Raw genomic sequence first — 19,454 nt, forward strand, 5'->3', positions numbered from 1 at the left:
ACGCTGCCCGCTTGACGTACGGGGCGGTGGGGTCAGGCCGTCGTGCCGCCGTCCGCGAGGAGGGTGCTGCCGGTCATGAACGTCGACAGGTCGCTGACGCAGAAGAAGGCGACGCGGGCGATGTCGTCCGGGGTCCCGATGCGCCCGACCGGGCTGGTCATCATCAGCGGCATGGCATCGGGTTCGACGGGGCCGTCGCCTGCTGCGAGGGTGTTGCCCTCCGTCGGGACATAGCTGGGGGCGACCCCGAGCACGCGGATCCCGTGCGGCGCCAGCTCCAGTGCGCTCTGCCGGGTGAGGCCCCGTACGGCGTGCTTCGATGCCACGTATGCGCCCATGCCAGGGGCGGTGCCCTCGAACCCCGCCGTGGAGCAGATGTTGACGATCACTCCGCCGTGTCCACCCGCGGTCATGACCCGGGCGGCTTCCCGCGTGCCGGCGAGTGTCCCCCGGGCATTCACCGCGAAGACGGTGTCCCAGTCCGCGTCGTCCATCTGCGCGATCGGGATGTACGGAAAGACTCCGGCGTTGTTGACCCAGGCGTCGAGGCGGCCCCAGCGTTCGACGGCCAGGTCCGCGGCTTCGCGCACGCTGCCCGAGTCCGTCACGTCCATTTCGACGCCCACGATTTCGGTGTCATGGCGGTCGGCGAGGTCTGCGGCGGCGGTCTTCGCGAGTGCGCCGTCGATGTCCGCCACAAGCACCCGGGCACCGGCCTCCGCGAGCCGCGCGGCTATCGCCTTGCCGAGGCCGCGTCCGGCGCCGGTCACCACGGCGGTGCGGCCGTCGAGGGAGACGAGATCGTTGAGCGAGCGGGTCGAGACGTCAGGCATGGGCATGAGGTGCTCCTTCGATGGTGTGGTGGTGGATGGGCAGCGGATGGGGTGCGGGCGGGAGCGTGCACTCGCCGTGCAGGTGGCCGGGTCCGGCACGCAGCGAGGTTTCCGGGGCGCGAAGACCGCGCCCGGGACCCCGTCCGAGACGACCTCGTCGCGCTGCACGAACGGCTGCGGTTCTTCGCCCGGACGCGCACTGTCCAGGTGCCGGGTCGTCAAGTCCCCTTCAGGAGATACGTGTTCGCCGTGGTCGATGACGGTCCGGGTGCCCGCCGGGCCGAGTTCGGTGAGGCGGATCCGTCCCGACGTGTTCTGACCGAAGTCGACGACGCAGGCACCGTCCCCGATGCGGATCACCCCGACCGGATCGAGCCGCTCGATCCGCCGCACCGGCGGCGCGGGGGACCAGTCGACGGGCGGGGCCTGCACGGCGCCGACCTCGACGGGCATGGGAGCGGGCAGAGCCGAGGTCAGGTCGGTGGTCTGCCCGTCCATGAGATCCGCGCGTACGACCTGGCTCGGCCTGGACATCCACCGCGGGCCGGTGCCGACCGTCGTCCACCGGCCGTCCAGGTCCTCGACGTGCACTTCGAGGCGCGCGCCCGTACGCGCCAGCTCGGTATCGCCCACGCGCTGCCCGTTGAGGAACACCTCGTACACGCCGAGCGCGGCGTCGGACTCCTGCGGAGAGATCCAGTCGGCCGTCCAGTCCGGCGCCAACAGACCGACGTCGAATCGCGCCGATGCCGACCACGCCGACAGCTCCCCGCCGCGCTGAGCTCGTACGCGCCAACTCACCTCGTCCCGGCTGCTCAGCGGCTCCCAGGGCCAGGCGACGAACAGGTGCCGACGGGAGCCGACCCTGGCCGGCGGCAGGTCGCGGCCGTTGACGGTGGCCTCGAGTACGTAGCCGTCCTGCGCCGTCCAGCCGTCCGGCAGCTGCCAGGACAGATGGGGAGCGGCCCCGCAGACGACGAAGGCGCTGCCCGTGCTGTCGATCCTGAGATGCGTCGGGGCGTGGCCAGGCTCGGACATGGTTCTCCGTAACGGTTGGTGCAGGAAGGGGGGTGGTGCTGCCGACAGCGCCGGACTCAGCGGACGAACCGCCCGCGGTTCAGCGGACGAACCGCACCCGGGTGTAGATCAGCAAACCGCCGATCAGGGCGAACACGGCGCCTGTCAGATACAGCGCGGTGTAGTTCTTGACGCCGTCCGCGGCGCCGACGCTGATGATCAGCGGGGCGATCAGTGGGGCGAGCGCGCTCGGGATCTTCTGTGAGAACGCCACCACCGCGATATACCGTCCTGCCTCGGCCCGATCGGGCAGCACGGCCATGACGATCGCCTGGTCCACCGAGCTGAACAGCGCGATGGCGAGCTGCATCAGGACCGAGCCGACCATGAGGGTGGGCAGTGAGTACGCGGACGCCTCCACGACGGCTCCGGCGATGAACAGCAGTGCCCCGATGAGCGCGAACAGCCTTCTGCGCCCGAGCTTGTCCGACAGGAACCCGCCGCCGATCGCGCCCGCCATCGCCGCCGCCATGCCGACCAGACCGACGACCGCGACGGCCCCGGCCACCTCCTTGACCGGGAGGTCGAGCCGCTGCGCGTAGAAGAAGGTGGCGAACGTCGTGTTGAAGTACAGCCCCATGAAGAAGACGAACCGGCCGAGCCAGTTCCAGGCGAAGTCGGGGTACTTGCGCGGGTTGAAGACGTAGCTGCCCAGGATCTCCTTCATGGCCACCGGCGCGGCCGGTCCCATGGGGCGCGAGTCCGGCTCCGAGCCGCGTACGGCGAACGCCACCGCGCAGACGATGCCGAGCAGTCCGGGCAGGACGAAGATCAGGAAGGTGTTGCTGAGCGCCGAGGCGATGCCGATGCCGACGACCGGGCCGATCTGACCGGTGAGGCCCGTCAGGCCGGAGACCTTGCCGCGCTGTTCCTCGGGGATGCGGTCGGCCTGGACGGTGAGGATCGCCTGGGAGGCCGTCGCCCACCCCAGCATCGCGAGCACCCAGCCGACCCCGATCAGGAGAAGGTTCGGCGCCACGGCGATACCGGCCAGGGCAATGAAGCCGAGCACACTGCCGCCGACCAGGAAGGGACGCCGGCGTCCGACCCGGCTGCGGGTGCGGTCGCTCCAGACGCCGATGAGCGGGCTGGCGACGAGGAAGACGGCCTGGGCGATGCCGGTGATGTAGCCGAGGACCTCTTCCCGGCCGGGGGCGAGGTCGTCGATCCGCAAGGTGAGGGTGTACGAGAGCGGGAGGATGTAGGCCATGCCCACGCCGAAGTTGGCGGCCATCATCCAGAAGAGATAACCCCTGCTCACCCGCTTCAGCGGCGGCCCGGAACGCTCATGGGCCGGCTCGGCCGGGGCGGCGGGCGGCTGTGATCTCGGCGCTGCCTCCGCCTCCGCAGACAGGGATGCTTCGGGCACGGTGACTCCGTCGTCAGTATGTCAGTGCGGCAGCAGCTCAGAGTGCGTGAGGGGAACGAGGGGGAGGGGGTGGGTGAGGGTAGGGGAGGACGGGCGAGGGTGAGGTGTTCGCCCCGCGCCCGTGCGGGCGGCCGGCGGTGCTCAGGGCCGGCCGCGGCGGGCCACCTCACCGAGCCAGGCGAGGCTCGGCTTCGGGCGCCGCTCGAAGGTTTCCCGGTCCACGGCGATCAGGCCGAACGTCGGACCCCAGTGCCCCCACTCGAAGTTGTCCAGGGCGGTCCAGTGTGTGTAGCCGCGCACGTCGATGCCGTCGTCCACCGCCGCGAACAGGTGCTGCAGGGCCTCCTGTGTGTAGGCGATGCGGCGGGTGTCGTCGTCGGTGGCAATGCCGTTCTCGGTCACCACGATCGGGATTCCGCCCGTGACGTCCCAGGTGTGCCGCACCGCCGTGCCGAGGGCGTCGGGTCGGTACGCCGTGCCGACCTGAGTGTTGTCGGGTAGTTGCGGATGCGGCTCGATGCCGTCCTTGCCGACCCACTGGCTCGAGTACGACTGGACGCCGACGAAGTCGTCGCCGCGCGAGGCCTCCAGGTACAGGTCCTCCCAGACGTACTGCAGCTCGGCGAGCTTCTCCTGCGCGCCCGGGCGGGCGGCGAAGGCCCGGTTGGCCACCGTCCAGCCCACGGCCGCGTCGGTGTTGGTGCGCACGATGTCGCGGACCGCGTGGTGCGCCTTGACCAGGGCCTCGCCGATGGCCGTGTCCGGGGCCGGCAGCTGCGGGCGGAAGTCGTTGTCGACAGTAGGGCTCTGCCACACGTCGGACTGCTGCTGTTGCCGCTGGAGCATCTGCTGCTCCATGGTCATCATCATCGCGAGCATGTTGGGCTCGTTCATGGTCGCGACGTACGGGACGTCGCCGAGGATCTCGGTCACGCGCTCGACGTAGGCGGTGAAGCGGTCGACCGCGCGCTCGCCGAGCCAGCCGCCCTCCTCGGCGAACCAGCGCGGGTTGGTGAAGTGATGCAGGGTGATCACCGGCGCGAGGCCGAGCCCCAGCGCGGTGTCGATCATCCGGCGATAGTGCGCGAGCTCGGCCCGCGAGAACTCACCCGGGACCGGCTCGATCCGCGCCCACTCCACACCGAAGCGGTACGCGTTGAGGCCGGCGTCGGCGAGCAGGCGCATGTCCTCCTCGTACCGGTGATAGCTGTCGCAGGCGTCGCCGCTGCGTTCAAGGCCCGGCACCTGGCCTTCGCGTATCCACCAGTCGCTGTTGATGTTGTTGCCCTCGATCTGGTGCGGGGCGGTGGCGGCTCCCCAGAGGAAGCGGGTCTCATCGGGCATATCGGGTCCTTCGGGTGCTCGGGTGCCATGGGCAGAGAGGGTGCGCGAGGAGATCGGCGCAGGAGGCGTAGGGGTCGAGCTGCGGCGGGGCGCGTGGGAGGAGCCGTCGCGGGCCATTCGCGGGCTGCTGCGCAGGCGGGTGTTTCACTAGAATGTCACCATCGTGGCTACATTTCGTGGAGATTAAACTCCCGGGTCTGCGGATGGCAAGACCCCGACCGCAAGTCACCTCCAAGACGCAGGAGACAGCATGAGTTCGACCCCGAGCACCCGTCGTCGCGGTCCGTACGCGACGACGCCCGCGCGGCGCTCGCAGATCGCGCGCGCGGCGCTCGCGGGTTTCGCCGAACACGGCTATGAGCGCGCCTCGCTACGGGACATCGCGGCGCGGGCCGGAGTGACGCACGCGGCGCTCCTGCGTCACTTCTCCGGCAAGGAGGAACTGCTCCTGGCCGCGCTCGCGCAGCGGGAGGCTGACGAGGAGGAACAAGCGGCGCGGATCCTCGCGGCGGGCATGGCGGGATCGGCCGTACTGGGTGCGGTGCTCGCCGACGAGTTCGAGGACCCGGAGTATCAGCGCAACTGGCTTGCCCTGGCGATCGCGGCGACCAACCCGGCCCACCCCGCGCACGAGTTCTTCGCCGGGCGCCGCGAGCGGATGCGGACGCGGTTTCGCAGCGGCCCACTGAACACCGCGCACGACAGCCCGGACCTGACCGCGGACGACAAGGTAGTCATGGTGCTCGCGATGATGGACGGTCTGCGGATGCAGGCGCTGCTCGATCCGTCTCGCGACATGCTGCGGCTGCTGGAGATCTTCATGCGGACGGTGATCGGCCCTGGGGAGGGCGAGTAATCCGCCAGGGGGTGTTCAGGCTGCGGTGAGGCCGCCGTCGAGGAGGGTCCGGCGATTGGTGGCGAGCAGCTCGAACCGGTCGCCTGCGGTGTCGTCGATCTCCGTGATGTGCCAGCGCAGGTGCCGGCCCGCGCGCAGCGCTGCCGCGTAGTCGACGTCGCCGGTGCCGAGCGGTGTCTGCGGAGTGTCCGGGCGGGCCGGACCGTCCTTGACGTGGGCGGCCACCGCGCGTTCGCCGAGCCGCTCGACCACCTCGGCGGGGTCCTGGCCGGCGACGGCGGCCCAGTAGAGGTCCACCTCGGCGAGCACGTCGGGGTCGAGCCGTTCCCACAGCACGTCGAAGGCCCGCGCCCCGTCCGGGAGTTGCTCCCATTCGAGGTGGTGGTTGTGGTAACCGAGCCGGACCCCGGACGCGGCCACCTCGCGCGCCGCCGCGTTGAGCCGGTCCGCGAACAGTGCCACGGCGTCGCGGTCCTCGAAGCGCTGACCCTCGAACCCCTCGACGAGGAACGGGATGGGCACGAACGCGGTGTCGGTGCCGAGGATGCGGCACATCTCGACCAGGCCGCGCTGTTCGTGCGCGGAGACCGAGGTGTGCACGGAGGTGACCGCCAGCCCGACGGCATCCAGGTCGTCGCGCAACGCGCGGGCGGCGGAGGTGAGTTCGTCGGCCGGGGTGTTCCAGAAGCCGAGCGCGAAGGGCTCGACGTAGCGGTAGCCGAGGTCGGCCAGGCGTTTGAGGGTGGCAGGCCGGTCGGCCACCAGGGCTTCGTGAACACTGTAGAGCTGTACTGCCAAGGTGCCGGTGACGGCCGGGTTCACGTGTCGGTGTCTCCTGTCGGGTCAGTGCTGGATGTCGGGTCACTGTCGAACGCCAGGCGCAGAAACGACCCGAGCGGTCCGACGATGTCGAGGTTCTGGTCGAGCAGCCACTGGAGTTGGAGGCCGTTGAGCACGGCCTGCAGGAGCACCGTCGTGTGCTCGGGCGGCAGGCCTTCGTGCAGCTTGCCGAGCTCCGCCCGCTCCCGCATGCCCGCCCCGAGTTGGGTGCGCACCCGGTCGTAGCGTTCGGCGAAGTAGTCGTGCGCCGGATGGTCCGGGCGCGAGGCGGCCGCGGCCAGTTCGATCCACAGTCGCATCAGCTCCGGCGACTTCTGGTGCTGCCGCAGCAGATCGCCGAGATACGGCGCCAGTTGGTCCATCTCGCTGACCTGCGCCAGGCCGTGCTGCCACTCCTCGGAGTCCCGGTCGGCAAGCACCTCGGCGAGCAGCTCGTCCTTGTTGCGGAAGTGGTGCAGGAGTCCGGCGTGGGTGATGCCGGCCCGTTCGGCGATATCGCGCAGGGAGGCCTGGCTGTAGCCGTGCTCCGCGAAACTGTCGCGCGCCGCCCGGATGATCTCGGCCCGCCGGGCCGCCGTCTTGGCGTACGGCCCACGGGATTTGGCCTCGGTCACAGTGCATGTCCTTTCCCGCCCGGTGGTTACCACGTGGTCGGCATTGGGCGGCTGATCGGAGTGTCTCCAGTGGGAGTCAGGAAGGCAAGAGCCTCCTATTTCTGACATTCAGTCAGGTTACGGTCTGATTACGAAGCTGAACCGCGTACTTCCTGCGCTGGTCACCGCGCCTTACCTTCCCAGTGAAAACCAACCACGTGGTAACAGTTGGCTTGGTCGTGGCTTCGGCGGTTCTGCAGCTTCCCGAAGCGCCCCCACTCACAGCTACGTTCCCGACTTCACGCATGGCACTGACGTACTCACCAGGTCTCTCTGCTTCTCGGTTCCCGGACGAAGGAATCCACCCATGCGCATTCACCCCCTGCACTCCTGGACCCGGCCGAACAACCGGACCCGACCGCACACGCGGACCGCCGCCGCACTCGGAGCCGCAGCCGCGCTCCTTGCCGTCACGGCGTGCGACAGCCAGCCCACCGACGCGTCGTCGCCCTCCGCCGCCGACAAGACGCTCGCGCTGTCGATCTTCGGTACGCCCAACTCGTTCGACCCCGCTCAGCTCGTCGAGGGGCAGCAGACCTACGTCTGGAACTCGGTCTTCGACACGCTCCTGATCCAGGACAACAAGGGAGAGCTGCAGCCCGGGGCCGCGCAGAGCTGGGAGTACTCCAAGGACGCGCGGACGCTCACGCTCAAGCTGCGTACGGGCATGAAGTTCAGTTCGGGCGCCGTGGTCGACTCCGCCGCGGTGAAGGCCACCATGGAGCACATCCGCAAGACCCCGGGCCAGGGGCAGGCGGCCCTCGCCGCGGTCTCCTCGGTCGAGGCGCCCGACGCCTCCACGGTGGTGGTCAAGCTCCGGCAGCCCGACGGCTCCCTGCTGTGGTCGCTGTCCTCGCAGGCCGGTGTCATCGGCGACCCGAAGACCATGACGACCAAAGCCGCCGCCCTGAATCCCGTGGGGTCCGGTCCGTACACCCTCGACAAGAAGGCGACGGTGAACGGCTCCGTCTACGTGCTCAACCGGCGCGAGGACTACTGGAACAAGGAGCTCTACCCCTTCAGGACCGTCAAGATCCGGGTGATCGCCGACCCGACCGCGGTGGCCAACGCCCTCAAGGCCGGCGAGACCAACGTGGGCACGGTCGACGTCTCGCAGATCGGCACCATCAAGGCGGCGGGCTTCGACGTCAAGCACGTGCAGGCGACCGCGGGCGCCAGTCTGATCCTCGCCGACCGCGGCGGAAGCAAGCTCAAGGCGCTCGGTGACGTACGGGTCCGCAAGGCCATCAACATGGCCTTCGACCGGGAGAAGATGGTCAAGCAGCTGCTCCAGGGTTCGGGCAGGGCGACCCGGCAGCTGTACAACCCGCAGGGCCAGGCCTACGACGCCGCGCTCGAGGAGACGTACGCCTACGATCCGGCCGGAGCGAAGAAGCTGCTCGCCGAGGCCGGTTACGCGAACGGCTTCTCGGTCACGATGCCCAGCCTCTTCTACACGAAGCAGAACGAGCCCGCGATCACCCAGGCGCTCGGTGACATCGGCATCAAGGTGAAGTGGGAGCCGATCCCCGCACAGCAGAGCGTCTCGGCCCTGCTGTCGCGGAAGTACGCGATGTTCCTGGTCGTGGACGGGCTCAACACCACTCCCATCGAGACCCGCAACTTCTACGGTCCGACCGGCTTCCGCAACGTGTTCGGCTCCACCGACCCGGAGTTGACCAAGCTCCTGCAACAGGCCGACAAGGAGCTCGACCCGGCCAAGGCCGCCGGTATCTACAAGGAGATCAACAAGTTCGGGGTCGAGAACGCCTGGCAGGCGCCCCTCTTCTACATCGGCAGCGACTGGGCCACCAAGAAGGGCATCACCTACCTCGGCGACGGTTCCTCGACGTTCTCGACCGTCCGGCAGTTCGGCGTGGCCGACTAGTCCACCGAAACGAGCCGCCGAGATGATCCTCTACGTAGTGCGTCGCCTGACCGCGGGCCTGGTGCTCGCGGTCCTGGTGACCATGATCACGTTCCTGCTTCTGAGCCTCTCCTTCGACGACGTGGCGAGCAGCCTCGTCGGCACCGGCGCCACACCGGAGGCCATCGCCGCGCAGAAGGCCCAGATGGGCCTCGACCGGCCCCTTTTCACCCAGTACGCCGACTGGCTCGGCCAGGCCGTCACCGGAGACTTCGGGCTCTCCTACTTCACCAGCGAACCCGTTCGCTCGGCCATCACCGCACGGCTCGGCGTCACCTTGTCCATCGTCGTCGTCGCGCTCCTCATCACCTGCGTGATCAGCGTGGTGCTCGGGGTGCTCGCCGCCTCGCGCGGCGGCGCCGTCGACCGGATCGCCCAAGGCGCCTCGATGGCCGGCTATCTCATCCCGAACCTGCTGATCGCCATCGCCCTGGTCTACGTACTCGCCATCAAGTTGCACGTCTTCCCGGCCACCGGCTACACCCCCTTCTCCGAGGACCCCGGACGCTGGGCGAGCAGCATCGCCATCCCCGTGGCCGCCCTCATGATGGGCGGCATCGCGAGCCTGACCGCCCAGATCCGCGGCGCGATGATCGGCGAACTGCGCATGGACTACGTACGCACCCTGCGCACCCGCGGCATTTCGACCCGGTCGATCGTGCTGCGGCACGCGCTGCGCAACGCGGCGGGTCCCGCGCTGACCGTGCTGTCCCTGGAGTTCATCCAGATGCTGGGCGGCGCGCTGATCATCGAGCAGGTCTTCGCGCTGCCGGGCTTCGGCCAGTACGCGTTCAACGCCTCCTTGCAGGGCGACGTCCCGATCATCATGGGCATCAGCCTCTTCGGTGTGCTGCTCGTGGTGTGCGTCAACCTCGTCGTCGACCTGGTCAACGGCTGGCTCAACCCGAAGGCGAGGATGGTCAGTTGAGTACGGACTCGTCTCAAGCGGCCTCGGCCCCCACCGCGCACCGCCGATCGGCCCTGCGCAGACTCTTCAAGGATCCACAGGCCGTCATCAGCGCGAGCCTGCTGCTCGTCGTCGTCCTGCTCGGTCTGCTCACCCCGCTTCTCACCGATCACGGTGCCAACGCGGTCGACCTCGACGCGGTCAACGCCGGCGTGGGTGAGCACGGCTATCTGCTCGGCGGCGACAAGAGCGGCCGCGACATCTTCACGCGGCTCCTGCACTCCATCAACACCAGCGTGGTCTCCGCCCTGATCGGTGCGAGCATCGCCCTCGCCATCGGCGTCACCTTCGGACTCGTCGGCGGGTACTTCGGGCGGCGGGTGCGGGGCGTCACTGAGTGGGTGTTCAGCCTGATCATGACGTTCCCCGGACTGCTCCTGCTCATCGTCCTGATGCCGGTGACCAAGGGCGACTTCCGGGCCACGATGGTCGTCTTCGGCGTGCTGCTCTCACCCGGGATCTACCGCCTGGTGCGCAACCTCGTCGTCGGCGTCAAGAACGAGCTGTACGTGGACGCCGCTCGCGTCTCCGGCCTGCCCGACCGGCGCATCCTGCGCCGCCATGTGTTCACGGTGGTCCGCGGACCGGTCGTCATCGCCACCGCGTTCCTCGCCGGATCGTCCATCGCCGTGCAGTCGGGACTCGCGTTCCTCGGCGTCGGCGAGAGCACGGTGCCCAGCTTCGGCGCGATGATCTCCGAAGGCTTCGGCAATCTCTACCAGGAGCCGTTGCAGTTCCTGTGGCCCAGCCTCTCGCTGGGCGTGATCACCGCGGCGCTCGTCCTGCTCGGCAACTCGCTGCGCGACGCGCTGGAGGGCGGCCGCCCCAAGCCGGTGAAGATCACCACACCGGAGAAACGCCCCGACGCCGGCCCGGCAGGGCATACGGTCACGGGCCTGCTCACCGTCGAGGACCTCGCCCTCGCCTATCCGACGCCCTCCGGCGACCTGAAGGAGGTGGTCAGCGGCGTCACCCTGGCCGTGGAGGCGGGCGAGACCGTCGGCCTGGTCGGCGAATCGGGCTCCGGCAAGACCCAGACAGCCTTCGCCGTCCTCGGCGTCCTCCCCGCGGAAGCGGTCGTGACGCGGGGCTCGATCCGGCTCGACGGCCGTGAACTGCTCGGCCTGCGCGAGGCCGAACTGCGCGCCGTACGCGGCACCTCCATCGCGTACGTACCGCAGGAACCCATGTCCAACCTCGACCCGTCCTGCACCGTCGGCGCCCAGCTCGTCGAGGGAGTGCGCGCCGCCGCGGCGTCACCCATGTCGCGCAAGGAAGCCCGGGACACGGTGCTCGCGCTGCTGCGCAAGGTCGGCATCCCCGACCCCGAGCGCACCTTCCGCTCGTATCCGCACCAGATATCCGGCGGAATGGCGCAACGCGTCCTGATCGCGGGCGCCGTCGCGAGCCGGCCACTGCTCCTGATCGCCGACGAACCCACCACCGCGCTCGATGTGACCGTGCAGGCGGAGATCCTCGACCTGCTGCGCGATCTGCAGAAGGAACTGAACATGGCGGTGCTCCTGGTCACCCACAACTTCGGTGTGGTCGCCGACATCTGCGACCGGGTGGCCGTGATGCAGAACGGCACCGTCGTCGAGACCGGCGCCACCGAGGACCTCTTCCGCGAGCCCCGGCATCCGTACACCCGGATGCTCCTCGATTCCATTCTCGACGAGGACACACTGCGCAGCGATCCGCCGGCCGCCACCGCGGATGCGCTCGGAACGGAGCTGCGATGACCGCGGAAAACCTTTTGGACATACGTGAGTTGCGCGTCTCCTTTCCCGGACGGGGCTTTCGCGCGCGGGCCCACGAGGTGCTGCACGGGGTGTCGCTGACCGTGGGGGAGGGCGAGACCGTCGGGCTCGTCGGCGAGTCCGGATCGGGCAAGACGACCATCGGCCGCGCCGTGCTCGGCCTCGCCGCGCCGAGCGGCGGCACAGTGCGCTTCCAGGGCAAGGACATCACCCACGCCGCGGGCAAGGAGCGCCGTGCGCTTGCGAGTGACTTGCAGGTCGTCTTCCAGGACCCGTACAGCTCGCTCAATCCGTCCCTCACCATCGGCGACATCCTCAGCGAACCGCTGGTGATGCAGGGCGTGACCGCAGGTGAGGCGAGGGCCCAGGTCGGTGGTCTGCTCGATCAGGTGGGGTTGCCGAAGGACGCCGCCGAGCGGCTGCCGCGCGAGTTCAGCGGCGGGCAGCGCCAGCGCGTCGCGATCGCCCGTGCGCTGGCGCCCGCGCCGCGGCTCATCGTCTGCGACGAACCGGTCTCCGCGCTCGACCTGTCCACCCAGGCCCGGATCCTCGACCTGCTCGTCGACATCCAGCGCCGGACGTCGGTCGCCTATCTGTTCATCTCGCACGACCTGGCCGTCATCCGGCACGTCAGCCACCGCGTGGGCGTGATCCGCAGCGGCGAGATCGTCGAGACCGGGCCGGCCGGTCGGGTCACCTCGACGCCGGAACACCCTTACACGCGACAGCTGTTGCTCGCCGCGCCCGTCGCCGATCCGGTCGAACAGCGCCGGCGCCGCGTGGAACGCCAACGCCTCGCGGCCGCGGGTCGGGCGGAGGTGGCGTGAGCCGCGACCGCCCGACCGGCTCACTCCGCCAGGGCAGGGACCACCGACATCAGGAAGGTGCGGATCGTGCGCTCCACCTCCACCGCCTCCCGGTCGAAGAGCCACTGCTGCTGAACACCGTTGACCAGCGAGACGGTCATCGTGGCGAGGGTCCCCAGCGGCAAGGACGAGGACAGTTCGTGACGCTCGGCCAGCGCGCGGAAGACCGTCGCGTAGAACTGGTGGAGCCCGCGGTAGCGCTCGGCGTAGAAGGCGTGCGCCGGGTGGCCGGTCTGCGCCGCCTCGGCCGACAGGACGCAGTGCAACTCGACGAGCCCGGGCTGCCGTTCGTTGTCCGCGAGTACGGCGAGCATGCCGCGCAGCGCCTGCAGCGGACGCGCCGCCGCGTCGAGCGCTTCGGCGGACTCGAGGAACGAGGTGCAGCGTCGATCGCGCAGCTCGAGTACCCCGAGCAACAGGTCCTCTTTGCGCGGGAAATGACGCATCAGAGCAGCCTGGCTCACGCCGGCGCGACGCGCGACCTCCCTCGTCGAGGCGCCCTGAACACCGGACCCGGCGAATGCCGCAGCACAGGCCTCGAGGATCCGCGCGCGGGTCTCCGACTGCGTGGCATGACCCATCACTGACCTCCCTATCCCCATTAACTACGCAATCTATCTCATATCACTTGAAAGGGCGGTTGGCCATGTCGACGGCCAACCCCATCGCCACCGCTGCACAGAAAGAGATCCCATGCTGAAGCCCCGCCCCACCGCCACCCGTGAGCAGGTCAACCTGGACGGCCTGTGGCGGTTCGCCACCTCTGCCGCCGTCGGCGACCAGCCCTGGACCGGACCGCTCGACACCCCGCTCGAAGCCGCCGTGCCCGCCAGCTACAACGACCAGTTCACCGACAGCGCCATCCGCGACCATGTCGGCTGGGTCTGGTACCAGCGCCATGTCCGCGTCCCGCGCGGCTGGTCGGGCGAGCGCGTGCTGCTGCGCCTCGACGCCGCCACCCACGAGGGGAAGGTGTACGTCGACGACGTCCTGGTGGCCGAACACGTCGGCGGATACACACCGTTCGAGGCCGACATCACCGAGCACGTCAGCGCGGGCGGCGAGTTCCGGCTGACCGTCGGAGTCAGCAACGAGCTCACCAACACGACCATCCCGCCGGGCTCCATCACCGTCGCCCAGGACGGCCGCCGCAAGCAGACGTACCTGCACGACTTCTACAACTACGCGGGCCTGGCCCGCTCGGTCTGGCTGCACAGCCTGCCGCCCCTGCACATCGCGGACATCACCGTCGTGACCGGCCTCGACGACACCACCGGCACGGTGGAGTACGAGGTGGAGACCAGCGCGCCCACCACCGTGCGCGTACGGATCCTGGACGCGGCGGGCACGGAGGTCGCCGCGTCCGAAGGGGCGAGCGGCAGCGTACGGATCGAGAACGTGACGCCCTGGCGTCCCGGTGCGGCCTACCTCTACGAGCTCGTCGCGGAGGTGGTCAACGGTTCGGGCGCGGTCCTCGACACGTACACCGAGTCCTTCGGTGTACGCACCGTCGAGGTCCGCGGCACCAAGTTCCTGATCAACGGCGAGCCGTTCTACCTCGCCGGCTTCGGCAAGCACGAGGACACCGCCGTACGGGGCAAGGGGCACGACGACGCCTACCTCGTGCACGATTTCCAGCTCATGGAGTGGACCGGCGCCAACTCCTTCCGCACCTCCCACTATCCGTATGCGGAAGAGGTGATGGACTTCGCCGACCGGCACGGCATCGTCGTCATCGACGAGACGGCGGCCGTCGGCCTCAATCTGATGGTGGAGGCCGGACTGCTCGGCACCCCGCCGCGGCCGACCTTCTCGCCCGACACCTTCAACGACGACACCCGTGCCGCCCACGCGCAGGCGATCCGCGAACTGATCGCCCGGGACAAGAACCACCCCAGCGTGGTCATGTGGTGCATCGCCAACGAGCCGGCGTCCAACGAGGAAGGCGCGCGTGAGTACTTCGAACCGCTTGTGGAGCTGACCCGCAAGCTCGACGCCACGCGTCCGGTCACCTACGCCGCCGTGATGTTCGCGACCTCGGACAACGACCGCATCGCCGACCTCTTCGACGTGCTGTGCATCAATCGCTACTACGGCTGGTACGTCGCGACGGGCGACCTCGCGGCGGCCGAGCAGTACATGGAAGGCGATCTGCGCGGCTGGGCCGACAAGTTCGGCAAGCCGCTTATCCTCAGCGAGTACGGCGCGGACACCATGCCCGGTCTGCACTCGGTGTGGGACCAGCCCTGGACGGAGGAGTACCAGGCCGCCTATCTGGCCGCGAACCACCGGGCGTTCGACCGGATCGAGGCGGTGGTGGGCGAACACGTGTGGAACTTCGCCGACTTCCAGACCTCCCACGGCATCCACCGCGTCGACGGCAACCGCAAGGGCGTCTTCACCCGCGACCGCAAGCCCAAGGCGGCCGCGCACGAACTGCGGCGGCGGTGGCGGGGGCTCGGCGGCCGCAAGCCCTCGGATGAGGAGAGCTGACGGAGCCTCACTGTCCGGCGGCCCGCTCGGGGTCACCCTCGTACTCCTGGAGCACCTGCTCCACGAAGGCGAGGGCCTCCTCGTGCCGGGTCGTCATGCCCAGGGCCCGCTCCATCATCAGGTTGCGGCCGACGGCGTTGGTGAGCACGAGCAGTACGGCCGGGGACATCCCGGCCGGCAGCCGGGTGCCCGCTTGTTCGAGGCCGCGCGTGAGGGCTTCGAGCTGGACTTCGCGATAGCGCTCCGATATCGCGGCCAGTTCGGCGCGGATCTCCTTGCGGTGGTTGGCGAGGGCCGCGAACTCCGTGGTCAGCGCGTTGCCCGGATGGCTGCTGAGCCGCCACAGCGCCCGCAGCGGCTGCGGTCCGCTCAGCAGCCGCTCGGTGCGCTCCAGTTCCTTGTCCGCACGCCGCCTCAGCATGGCGAGGAACAGGTCGTCGAGCGTGCGGAAGTAGTAGAGGACCAGGGCCGGCGCCACCTCGGCCTCGCGCGCCACGCGCCGTACGCCGACGGCCGCATACCCCTCCTCCAGCATCAGGCGCTGTGCGGTGTCGAGCAGCAGCAGGCGCGTCTTGGAGTTCTCGGCACCCATCCGGCGAGGCGTGGCAGTCATGCCCGTCATTGTGCTTGACGCCCTCGAACGGCGGGTGTTAAACAGTCGTTCAGCACCTTGGTTAAACACTCGTTCAGCACGTGAGCACGGCACATGAGTCCAGCCCCTGAGTTCCGCACGTGAACGGAGGAACGGACCGATGGCACCAACCGGGCGCGCAGCCGCATACGCCGGCACCCGCATCCCGCGCGTCGAGGACGCGCGACTCCTGACCGGCACGGGTACCTACGTCGATGACGTCGTACGCCCCGGCATGCTCCATGTGTGCTTCGTGCGCAGCCCGATGGCACGGGCCCGGATCCTCGACATCGACGTGTCCGAGGCCCGCGAACTCCCCGGCGTGCACGCCGTGTTCGTCGCCGCCGACCTCAACCCCGGCGTCCACGAGCAGTGGTACACGCTGAACGGACGCGACGATCCGGACACTCCGCGTCCGCCGCTCGCCGAGGGGGAGGTGCGCTTCGTCGGCGACCCGGTCGCGATGATCGTGGCCGACGACCGCTACCTCGCGGAGGACGCGGCGGAGTTGGTGATCGTCGACTACGACCCGCTCGTGCCGGTCGTCGACTACGCGACGGCTCTCGACTCTCCGGAGTCGGTGCACGCGGAGCATCCCGGCAACCTCGTCGGTCAGCTCGGCGGTCGCCCTATGGCCGACCTCGATTCCGTTTTTGGGAGCGCGCCGCACGTCGTCTGCCAGACCCTGTTCCAGCAGTCGCACGGCCCGGTCCCGATGGAGACCCGCGGGATCGTCGCCGAATGGACCCCGGCGGGCGGGGAGATGAGCATCTGGGCCTCGACCCAGTCACCGCACGAGGTCCGTTCCTTCTGCGCGCGACTGCTCGGCATCGCCGAGCACCGGGTGCGCGTCGTGATGCGGGACACCGGCGGCGGCTTCGGGCAGAAGGTCCTGCCGCAGCGCGAGGACATGTGCGTGATGCTCGCGGCCCGCAAGCTGCCTGCCGCGCTCAAGTGGATCGAGGACCGCCAGGAGCACCTCCTCGCGGCAGGCCAGGCGCGCCACGAGCACGGCGAGGCGCGCATCGCCCTCGACGAGGACGGCCGCATCCTGGCCGCGACGCTCGACCACGTCCAGGATGCCGGCGCGTACCCGACGCCGTCACCCGTACAGAGTGGCATCGCGGTCGGGATGCTCTTCCCCGGCCCGTACCGCATCCCGGAAGGCACGTTCTCCTCGCGTTTCGTCTACTCCAACACCAGCGGACGCGTCGCCTACCGCGGCCCCTGGCAGTACGAGTCCATGGCCCGCGAGACCCTCCTGGACACCGCGGCCCGCCACCTCGGCCTCGACCCGGTGGAATTACGCCGCCGGAACATGCTCACCCGCGACGAGCTGCCGACGGCGAACTTCAACGGGATGCCGTACGACCACATCTCCCCGCGCGAGACCTTCGAGCAGGCCCTGCGGATGCTCGACTACGAGGCCTTCCGCAAGGAGCAGGAACAGGCCCGGCAGCAGGGCCGCTACCTCGGCGTCGGAACGTGTACATACGTCGAACCGACCGCCGGCGCCACGCCGTTCCACGCCACCGAGGGCGCGACGATCCGCGTGGAGCCCTCAGGCAAGGTCAACGTCTACGTCGCCGGCGGATCCTGCGGCAACAGCCTGGAGACCACGGTCGTCCAGCTCACCGCCGACGCGCTCGGCGTCGCCATCGAGGACGTCGGCACCGTGCAGGGCGACACGGCCGTCACACCGTACGGAGCCGGAACCGGCGGCAGTCGCTCGGGGCCCATGACGGCGGGGGCGATCCAGGAGACGGCCGGGGTGCTGCGGGAGCGCATCCGGGCCATCGCGGCCCACCGGCTGCAAGTGCCGCTGGAGGACGTCGAGTTCGAGCGCGGACAGGCGACGGCCCAGGGTGCGGACGGGTCGCTGTCCCTCGGGGAGATAGCCGACATCGCGTACTACCAAGTGCACGCCCTGCCACCCGGAGTGCCCGCCGGACTCGAAGCGAGCGGCCGTTACCACACCCCGCACCTGATGATCTGGGCCAACGCCACGCACGTCTGCACCTGTGAAGTCGACGTGGTCACCGGAGAGGTGAAACTCCTGCGGTACATCGTCAGCGAGGACTGCGGCCCGATGATCAACCCGAGTGTGGTGGAGGGCCAGATCTACGGCGGCACCGTCCAGGGCATCGGCGGCGCGCTCTACGAGGAACTCGCCTACGACACGGACGGCAACCCGGTGTCGACCACGTTCATGGACTATCTGCTGCCCACGGCCACCGAGGTGCCGGTCATCGAGGTGGGCCACGTCGAGACGCCGAGCCCCGGGCCCGGCGGCTACAAGGGAGTCGGGGAGGGCGGCGCGATCGGCTCCGCGCCCGCCGTCGTCAACGCCGTCGCCGACGCCCTCGCGCCCCTCGGTGTACGGATCGAGCGACTGCCGCTGACCCCCGCATCGATCGTCGGCCTCATCGAGAAGGAGCGGCAGGAGCAGGAGCAGGAGCAGAGTCAGGGGGCGCGCTCATGAAGCCCGCGCCCTTCAGGTACCACGCCCCCGATACGCCCGTCGAAGTGGTCGGTCTGCTGGGGGAGTGGGGGGACGAGGCGAAGGTCATCGCGGGAGGGCAGAGCCTCGTCCCCATGCTGGCCCTGCGCCTGGCGTCCTTCGGCCACCTCGTCGACCTGCGGCGCCTCGATGAACTGCGCGGGATCGAGCGCAGGGACGACGACACCGTGTGGGTCGGGGCGGCCACCACTCAGGCCGCCGTGCAGCGGTCCGAGGAGGTACGAGCCTCGGTTCCGCTCCTAGCCCGTGCCACCCCGTTGATCGGTCATTTCCAGATACGCAGCCGGGGCACCGTCGGCGGATCGCTCGCGCACGCCGACGCAGCGGCCGAGTATCCGGCGGTGGCCCTGACCTTGGACGCCGAGCTGGAAGCGCTGTCGCCGCGCGGCCGGCGCACCATCCCGGCAGCGAACTTCCTCAACGGGGTCTGGACCACGGCACTGGATGAGGACGAACTGCTCACCGGAGTCAGGTTCCCGGTGTGGAGCGGGCGGTGCGGGTACGCCGTCGAGGAATTCGCCCGCAGAAGCGGGGACTTCGCCATCGCCGGCGCCACGGTCGCCCTCCGCGTGGACGCTGCGGGCCGTCTCGACCGGTGCGCCGTCGGCCTGTTCGGACTCGGCCCGACCGCGCGGCGGGCCACAGCGGCCGAGACCGCTCTGCTCGGCACGGACCCGCTGGGGACCGTCGCCGAGGACGTCGGCCGGCTCGCGACCGAAGGCCTCGACTCAGTCCCCTCCGATCTGCACGGATCGGGCCCTTACCGCATCCGCGTGGGCGCCGCGATGGTCGCCCGCGCCTGGCGCAGCGCCGTACAGGAGGCACTCCATGACTGAGGTGGAGACGATCGAGATCGACGTACGGGTCAACGGCGCCGGCCGCAGGGCGGCCGTGGCGCCCCGGCTCACCCTCGCCGACTTCCTGCGTGTCACCTGCTCCCTGACCGGAACCCACCTCGGCTGCGAGCACGGTGTGTGCGGCGCGTGCACCGTGCTGCTCGACGGCGAACCCGTCCGCGCCTGCCTGGTGTTCGCCGTGCAGGCCGACGGCGGGGAGGTGACCACCGTCGAGGGTCTCGCAGGGCCGGACGGTGAACTGTCCAAGGTGCAGGCGGCGTTCAGGGAGCATCACGGACTGCAGTGTGGTTTCTGCACCCCCGGGTTCGTCGTCTCGGTGACCGCGTTCCTGGCAGAGAACCCCAAACCCACCGACGAGGAGATCCGCGAGGCGCTCACCGGCAATCTGTGCCGCTGCACCGGTTACCAGGGGATCGTCAACGCCGTCCGAGCCGCGGCGCAGGACACGGCATGACGGGGG

The 19,454-nt window shown here is 69.6% G+C and carries 16 protein-coding genes; 9 read left to right on the plus strand and 7 right to left on the minus strand.

The window, feature by feature from the left end; all coding sequences use genetic code 11:
- Nucleotides 1-32: 32 nt before the first annotated feature.
- From OG252_RS51040 to OG252_RS51050, 3 genes are all read right to left on the minus strand, one after another.
- Nucleotides 33-1,871: a glucose 1-dehydrogenase gene (locus OG252_RS51040; protein ID WP_266447786.1), complete on the minus strand. Its 1,839-nt coding sequence runs from the start codon at nt 1,869-1,871 to the stop codon at nt 33-35.
- 79 nt (nt 1,872-1,950) lie between these two features.
- Nucleotides 1,951-3,279, minus strand: coding sequence for an MFS transporter (locus OG252_RS51045; RefSeq protein WP_329344961.1), 1,329 nt, complete (start codon nt 3,277-3,279; stop codon nt 1,951-1,953).
- Nucleotides 3,280-3,420: 141 nt separating this feature from the next.
- On the minus strand, nt 3,421-4,623 hold the full coding sequence (locus tag OG252_RS51050) for a glycoside hydrolase family 1 protein (protein ID WP_266447791.1): 1,203 nt from the start codon (nt 4,621-4,623) through the stop codon (nt 3,421-3,423).
- 250 nt (nt 4,624-4,873) lie between these two features.
- Between OG252_RS51050 and OG252_RS51055 the strand changes: the two genes are divergently transcribed.
- A complete protein-coding gene (locus tag OG252_RS51055) occupies nt 4,874-5,479 on the plus strand; it encodes a TetR/AcrR family transcriptional regulator (protein ID WP_329344962.1) in 606 nt (201 codons plus the stop codon).
- Nucleotides 5,480-5,494: 15 nt separating this feature from the next.
- Here OG252_RS51055 and OG252_RS51060 read toward each other — a convergent pair whose 3' ends face one another.
- Nucleotides 5,495-6,301 (minus strand): sugar phosphate isomerase/epimerase family protein, encoded by an 807-nt coding sequence (locus tag OG252_RS51060; RefSeq protein ID WP_266447796.1) that lies wholly within the window; start codon nt 6,299-6,301, stop codon nt 5,495-5,497.
- A complete protein-coding gene (locus tag OG252_RS51065; protein ID WP_329344963.1) occupies nt 6,298-6,933 on the minus strand; it encodes a TetR/AcrR family transcriptional regulator in 636 nt (211 codons plus the stop codon). The genes OG252_RS51060 and OG252_RS51065 overlap by 4 nt, the downstream gene beginning before the upstream one ends.
- Nucleotides 6,934-7,279: 346 nt before the next feature.
- Here OG252_RS51065 and OG252_RS51070 point away from each other — a divergent pair, with 346 nt between their 5' ends.
- Genes OG252_RS51070 through OG252_RS51085 form a run of 4 tightly spaced genes read left to right on the plus strand, consistent with a single transcriptional unit; the run spans nt 7,280 to nt 12,453 of the window.
- Nucleotides 7,280-8,860, plus strand: a complete 1,581-nt coding sequence (locus tag OG252_RS51070) for an ABC transporter substrate-binding protein (protein ID WP_329344964.1) — start codon at nt 7,280-7,282, stop codon at nt 8,858-8,860.
- A 22-nt stretch (nt 8,861-8,882) separates the two neighbouring features.
- Nucleotides 8,883-9,827 carry an ABC transporter permease gene (locus OG252_RS51075; RefSeq protein WP_329344965.1) on the plus strand — a complete coding sequence of 315 codons (945 nt, stop codon included), beginning with the start codon at nt 8,883-8,885 and terminating at the stop codon, nt 9,825-9,827.
- A complete protein-coding gene (locus OG252_RS51080; RefSeq protein ID WP_329344966.1) occupies nt 9,824-11,608 on the plus strand; it encodes a dipeptide/oligopeptide/nickel ABC transporter permease/ATP-binding protein in 1,785 nt (594 codons plus the stop codon). Before OG252_RS51075 ends, OG252_RS51080 begins: the two co-directional genes overlap by 4 nt.
- On the plus strand, nt 11,605-12,453 hold the full coding sequence (locus OG252_RS51085; RefSeq protein WP_266447810.1) for an ATP-binding cassette domain-containing protein: 849 nt from the start codon (nt 11,605-11,607) through the stop codon (nt 12,451-12,453). Before OG252_RS51080 ends, OG252_RS51085 begins: the two co-directional genes overlap by 4 nt.
- 20 nt (nt 12,454-12,473) lie before the next feature.
- Here the strand turns inward: OG252_RS51085 and OG252_RS51090 are convergent, their stop codons facing one another.
- Nucleotides 12,474-13,094, minus strand: a complete 621-nt coding sequence (locus OG252_RS51090) for a TetR/AcrR family transcriptional regulator (protein ID WP_323186196.1) — start codon at nt 13,092-13,094, stop codon at nt 12,474-12,476.
- A 91-nt stretch (nt 13,095-13,185) separates the two neighbouring features.
- Between OG252_RS51090 and uidA the strand changes: the two genes are divergently transcribed.
- Nucleotides 13,186-14,985, plus strand: coding sequence for a beta-glucuronidase (uidA, locus tag OG252_RS51095; RefSeq protein ID WP_266447816.1), 1,800 nt, complete (start codon nt 13,186-13,188; stop codon nt 14,983-14,985).
- Nucleotides 14,986-14,992: 7 nt separating this feature from the next.
- Here the strand turns inward: uidA and OG252_RS51100 are convergent, their stop codons facing one another.
- A complete protein-coding gene (locus OG252_RS51100) occupies nt 14,993-15,598 on the minus strand; it encodes a TetR/AcrR family transcriptional regulator (RefSeq protein ID WP_266447820.1) in 606 nt (201 codons plus the stop codon).
- A gap of 139 nt (nt 15,599-15,737) precedes the next feature.
- Here OG252_RS51100 and OG252_RS51105 point away from each other — a divergent pair, with 139 nt between their 5' ends.
- The 3 genes from OG252_RS51105 to OG252_RS51115 are packed head-to-tail and all read left to right on the plus strand — an operon-like array spanning nt 15,738 to nt 19,448.
- Nucleotides 15,738-18,098, plus strand: coding sequence for a xanthine dehydrogenase family protein molybdopterin-binding subunit (locus OG252_RS51105; RefSeq protein ID WP_329344967.1), 2,361 nt, complete (start codon nt 15,738-15,740; stop codon nt 18,096-18,098).
- Complete coding sequence (locus tag OG252_RS51110; protein ID WP_266447824.1) at nt 18,095-18,973, plus strand: FAD binding domain-containing protein; 879 nt, start codon at nt 18,095-18,097, stop codon at nt 18,971-18,973. Before OG252_RS51105 ends, OG252_RS51110 begins: the two co-directional genes overlap by 4 nt.
- A complete protein-coding gene (locus OG252_RS51115) occupies nt 18,966-19,448 on the plus strand; it encodes a (2Fe-2S)-binding protein (RefSeq protein ID WP_329344968.1) in 483 nt (160 codons plus the stop codon). Before OG252_RS51110 ends, OG252_RS51115 begins: the two co-directional genes overlap by 8 nt.
- Nucleotides 19,449-19,454: the final 6 nt, after the last annotated feature.

It is taken from the genome of Streptomyces sp. NBC_01352 (assembly GCF_036237295.1).
Classification (GTDB): Bacteria; Actinomycetota; Actinomycetes; order Streptomycetales; family Streptomycetaceae; genus Streptomyces; species Streptomyces plumbiresistens.